Source organism: Janibacter sp. CFPM2_SD2 (genome assembly GCF_057364645.1).
Window position 1 is genome coordinate 1 of record NZ_JBNFOF010000248.1, and the last position, 3,857, is coordinate 3,857.

Annotated in this window: 5 protein-coding genes; 2 read left to right on the forward strand and 3 right to left on the reverse strand. The window is 73.0% G+C overall.

The window, feature by feature from the left end:
• The 3 genes from AC2W7J_RS16580 to serS all read right to left on the reverse strand — a co-directional run.
• Positions 1 to 187, reverse strand: a 187-nt coding sequence (locus AC2W7J_RS16580) for a hypothetical protein (RefSeq protein WP_485983748.1), incomplete at its 3' end; no start/stop codon positions are given.
• Positions 159 to 1,004, reverse strand: a complete 846-nt coding sequence (locus tag AC2W7J_RS16585; protein ID WP_485983750.1) for a hypothetical protein — start codon at positions 1,002 to 1,004, stop codon at positions 159 to 161. The genes AC2W7J_RS16580 and AC2W7J_RS16585, both read right to left, overlap by 29 nt.
• 212 nt (positions 1,005 to 1,216) lie before the next feature.
• Positions 1,217 to 2,536, reverse strand: a complete 1,320-nt coding sequence (serS, locus tag AC2W7J_RS16590) for a serine--tRNA ligase (RefSeq protein ID WP_427801807.1) — start codon at positions 2,534 to 2,536, stop codon at positions 1,217 to 1,219.
• 92 nt (positions 2,537 to 2,628) lie between these two features.
• On the opposite strand from serS, the gene AC2W7J_RS16595 reads away from it, so the two are divergent.
• Together AC2W7J_RS16595 and AC2W7J_RS16600 are read left to right on the forward strand one after the other, a co-directional pair.
• Positions 2,629 to 2,862, forward strand: a complete 234-nt coding sequence (locus AC2W7J_RS16595; RefSeq protein ID WP_485983752.1) for a hypothetical protein — start codon at positions 2,629 to 2,631, stop codon at positions 2,860 to 2,862.
• A gap of 41 nt (positions 2,863 to 2,903) precedes the next feature.
• A complete protein-coding gene (locus tag AC2W7J_RS16600; RefSeq protein ID WP_485983754.1) occupies positions 2,904 to 3,758 on the forward strand; it encodes a diacylglycerol/lipid kinase family protein in 855 nt (284 codons plus the stop codon).
• The last annotated feature ends 99 nt before the right edge of the window (positions 3,759 to 3,857 follow it).

A 3,857-nucleotide genomic window follows, 5' to 3' on the forward strand; every position in this document is an offset into this window, starting at 1 on the left:
CGTCTCGGCACGCCGCGCGGCCGAGGTCCGCCGGCGTGGTCGCCGTGTCGCCGGCGAGGGCGAGGTGGTAGCGGTCGAGCGCGTCGCTGTCGGCGTGCGCGGCGAGCTCTCGGTGCAGTCCGACGAGCTCGTCGCTGTCGATGGACTCGAGCAGCACGTCACCGAGGGCGGTGGGCGTCAGCCGCACGTACTCGTCCTCGCTGACGAGCAGGGCGAGCGCCCGGGCGGTGCGCAGGCTGGCGACGGCCTCGTCGCCGCCGAGGCGGGTGAGCACGGCCGTCGTCGGCCTGGTGCATCGCGGCAACCCGCCGCAGCGTGGTCCGCACCGGCCCGGAGAGGGAGAGCGCCTCCTGCCGCACGAGGGAGTGCACGGCGCGCGTGGCCTCTGCGGGCGGCAGCCCGTCGACGGCGCGCGCGATGTCGTGGGCGAGACCGGGGTTGCCTCCCGACTCACGGTGCGCCCACAGCGCGGTGTCGGTGGGCACGCCTGCAGCAGTGAGCATCTCGACCGTGTCGGCACCGGCGAGCGGCAGCAGCTCGAGGTGCAGCAGCTCGAGCTCGCGGGCAGCCGCGAGGCTGGGGACGAATCCCGTGTCCGGCGACACCTCCGGCGGACCGACGCTGATGAGGATGCCGAGCGCACCGGGCCCCAGCGAGCGGGAGGCCGCGGTGCGCATCGCGGTGAGGGTGAGCGGGTCGAGGTGCTGCCCGTCGTCGATGACGAGGACGAAGGGGGCTCGCCCCGCCTGGGTGGTGAGCAGCTCGGTGAGCGCATCACCGAGGAGCACCGCCGGGTCGCCGCTGGGCAGGGAGCCCGGGTCGAGCAGCCCGGTGCGCATCCGCTCGGGCAGCTCGTCGAGGGTCTCTGGGGGGAAGGCGCCGGCGATGAGCGCAGCGCCGTGGCCCGGGGTGCCGAGCCGCTGCAGCCGAACGGTGATCGCGTGCGGCAGGCCGGCGGTCACGAGGTCGAGGACCGTCGAGCGGCCCATCCCCGCGCGGTCCATGGACCGCGACGGCCTGGCCGTCGAGGACACGCGCCGTGATCGAGGCGACGAGGCGGGCACGCCCCACCGGGGCGGGCGCGCCGACCGCATCGTGCCGCGCAGGCTGGATCACTCGTGCTCCTCCGTCGTCGGGGGGACGAGTCCAACGTAGCCCCCGCACCTGAACGACAGGGGGCAGGCCCCCTTCGACGGGGCGAACTGGCCGATCACCGTCAGCGCGGGCTGATGACCTCGGTACCGAGGAATGGCTGCAGCGCTGCGGGGACGCGGATCGAGCCGTCGGCCTGCTGGTGGTTCTCGAGGATCGCGACGATCGGGCGGGTGCTCGTGATGGCGGTGCCGTTGAGCGTGGCCACCGTGCGGGTGCCGCCGCCCTCGGCGTTGCGCTCACGGATGTTGAGGCGGCGCGCCTGGAAGGTCGTGCAGTTGCTCGTCGACGTCAGCTCGCGGTACTTGCCCTGGGTGGGGACCCACGCCTCGCAGTCGTACTTGCGGCTCGCCGGGCCGCCGAGGTCGCCGGCGGCGACGTCGATGACCCGGTAGGGCAGCTCGAGCGCCTCGAGGATCCGCCGCTCGATGCGCAGCAGCTCCTCGTGCTGGGCCTGGGCGTCCTCGGGGCGGCAGAAGACGAACATCTCGGTCTTCTGGAACTGGTGGACGCGGAAGATGCCGCGCGTGTCCTTGCCGTAGCTGCCGGCCTCGCGGCGGTAGCAGGTCGACGTCGACACGTAGCGGATCGGCCCGTCGGAGAGGTCGAGGATCTCGTCGGCGTGGTAGCCGGCGAGCGCGACCTCGGAGGTGCCGGTGAGGTAGAGGTCGTCGGCGGGCAGGTGGTAGACGTCGTCGTGGGCGTCGAGATAGCCGGTGCCGGCCATCGTCTCGGGGCGCACGAGCGTCGGGACGACGAGCGGGGTGAAGCCCTCCTCGGCGGCGATCTGCTGGGCGAGCGCCATGAGGGCGATCTCGAGCCGGGCGCCGGCGCCGCGCAGGTAGTAGAAGCGGCTGCCGCTCACCTTGGCCCCGCGCTCCATGTCGATGGCACCGAGCAGCTCGCCGAGCTCGAGGTGGTCCTTCGGCTCGAAGCCCTCCGCGGCGAAGTCACGGGGGGTGCCGACCTCCTCGAGGACGACGAAGTCGTCCTCGCCGCCAGCGGGGACACCCTCCTGGATGACATTTCCGATGCGACGGATCGAGGCGTCGAGCGCCCCCTTCGCCTCCTCGGCCGCGGCCTCGAGCTCCTTGACCCGGGCCGACATCGCGGCGCCCTTGTCGCGCAGCGCGGCGGCCTCGGCCTCGAGCTCGGTGACGTCCTCGCCGGCCTTCTCGGCCTTCTTGAGCCGACCCATCACGGGGCCGAGCTCCTTGCTCGCCGCCTTCTGCTCGGCGCGGGCCGTCTCGAAGGCACCGATGGCGCTGCGGCGCTGCTCGTCGGCGGCGATGACGGCGTCGACGAGGGACTCGTCCTCGCCGCGGGCACGCTGGCTCGCTCGGACGGCATCGGGCTGGTCGCGCAGGGTCTTGAGGTCGATCACGACAGGCAGGATATCCGCGCCACGCGCCGGCGCCGCCCGCCACCGGCGTGACGACCGGGGCGCAGGCCCCTCGCTGGGGTAGCGTCACGGCCGTGTCGGACTGGACTCTCCTGGCGATCGTCATCGCCATCTCGCTCGCGCTCGTCGCCGTCGTCGTCGCCCTGGTGCTCCGTGGCCCGGTGCCGCGGCCCCCCGTCACGGCCGGTCCCGGCCGGACCGTCACCGCTTCCGGCGGGACGAAGGGAGCGCCCCGGCGCCTCGTCGCGCGGGCATCATCATCAACCCGACGAAGTTCGACGACGTCGCCGCGACCCGCGCCGAGCTGACCGCCGCGAGCGTCTCGCTCGGGTGGGAGGAGCCGCTCTTCATCGAGACGACGATCAAGGACCCGGGCACCGGGCAGGCCCGTGAGGCCCTCGAGGCCGGCGTCGACGTCGTCTGCCCGCTCGGTGGTGACGGCACGATCCGCGCCGTCGCGGTCGCCCTCGCCGGCACCCGCACCCCGATGGGCCTGCTGCCGCGCGGCACCGGCAACCTGCTCGCCCGCAACCTCGACATCCCCTTCGGCGCCGACCTCACCGAGGCGCTGCGGGTCGCCTACAGCGGGCGCAACAAGGCGATCGACGTCGCGTGGATCGAGCTCGACCCGGCCGAGGAGGCCGCGACCGAGGACTCCGGCCAGGCGGAGGAGCCGGTCGAGGGGCCGCCGGTGGAGCGGCACCCCTTCCTCGTCATGGCGGGCATGGGCTTCGACGCGGCGATCATGGGCAACACGAGCGAGGAGCTCAAGGCCAAGGTCGGGTGGACGGCCTACTTCGTCACCGGCTTCCGCAGCATCTTCATCAAGCGATTCCGCGTCCGGTGGACCATCGACGGCAAGGCGCAGGAGCCGGTGCGAGCCCGCACGATCCTCTTCGGCAACTGCGGCACCCTCACCGGCGGCATCCAGCTGATCCCGAGCGCCCGGATCGACGACGGTCGCCTCGACGGTGTCATCGTCGCCCCGAAGACGATCATCGGGTGGGGCTCGGTCGCCGTGCGTGTCCTCGGCCGCTCCGAGAAGGACGGCACCGAGCTCCTCCGCACCTCCGGCTCGGTCTACACCGCGTCCGTCGAGGAGCCGCACCCCGTGCAGGTGGACGGCGACGTCATCGGCGAGGCCACGCGCCTGCTCGTGACCGTCGACCAGCAGGCGCTCATCGTGAGGGTCGCGAGCATCTGAGCGAGGTCTCGACCGGGGCCCGCCCCACCCGTACCTCGATTTCCGGGTGACCCGAGAAAACCACCCCCCTTTCGCAAGGGGTTTTGAAAACCCCTTTGC